The 964-nt window shown below is 64.6% G+C and carries 1 protein-coding gene; it reads left to right on the top strand.

What is annotated here, in order from left to right:
* Positions 1–964, top strand: a 964-nt coding sequence (locus tag EN884_RS37020) for a phosphate ABC transporter permease family protein (protein WP_245492065.1), incomplete at both ends; no start/stop codon positions are given.

Genomic DNA, 964 nt, shown 5'->3' with positions numbered 1-964 from the left:
TGCTCGTACTGGCCATCGTCGTTGCCGTCGGCCTGGTTGCCTTTTTCATCGGCCGGCAGCGTGCCGCGGCCCAGGACAATGGCAAAGTCAAGCCGCATTCGCGTGCCCACTATCACGGCTGGTGGGCCTTCCTGCTCGCCGTCCTGCCTGCTCTTTTGCTGCTTGCCGTCTGGGCCGTCGGTTCTTCGGTCTATCTTGACCGGCACATCCACGCTGCCTTGCCCGAGCGTACCGTCGACAGCAAGGTTGCCAGCGAGGCACTGGATGTCAGCCTGGTAAAGAGCCTCGCCAGGGGCCTGCGCAAACTCGATGCTGGCACACTGGCCGCAATGCCTGCCAGCTTTGCCGAGTTGCAGCCGCTGCTCGCCGCCAAGGGCGTGGCACTGGCGAGCGACACACAGGATTACATGATCCCGATCGCCGTCGAGGCGAACAAGGTCCAGGACCGGCTCGGCCTGTTCGGCGCCATTGTCATTCTGGCTTCCTCGATCGCCGGCGCCTTCTATGCGCTCAGGCAGATCGAGCCGCGCGCCAGGGCGCGCAACAATGTCGAGCGGTTGATGCTGTGGGGGCTGCTTGCCGCCTCCACCATCGCCATCCTGACCACCGTCGGCATCGTGCTTTCGATGCTGTTCCAGACGATCACCTTCTTCGAGAGCGTCTCGCCGATGAGTTTCTTCTTCGGCACGGTCTGGGATCCGCGTTTTGCCGCTGCCGGTTCGGGCGGCAGCCAGGGCCAGTTCGGCCTGATCCCGCTTCTTGCCGGCACGCTCTATATCGCCGCCGTCGCGCTGCTGGTTGCGGTGCCGGTCGGGCTGATGTCGGCTGTCTACATGGCCGAATACGCAACGCCCAGGGTGCGCTCGGTGGTCAAGCCGGCGCTTGAACTGCTGGCCGGCATACCGACCATCGTCTACGGCATCTTCGCCGTCGTCACGCTTGGGCCGTTCCTGCGCGACCTGTC

This window comes from Mesorhizobium sp. M7A.F.Ca.AU.001.01.1.1 (assembly GCF_004022735.1).
Lineage (GTDB): Bacteria > Pseudomonadota > Alphaproteobacteria > Rhizobiales > Rhizobiaceae > Mesorhizobium > Mesorhizobium ciceri.
This window is presented reverse-complemented; position numbering and strand designations above follow the sequence as displayed.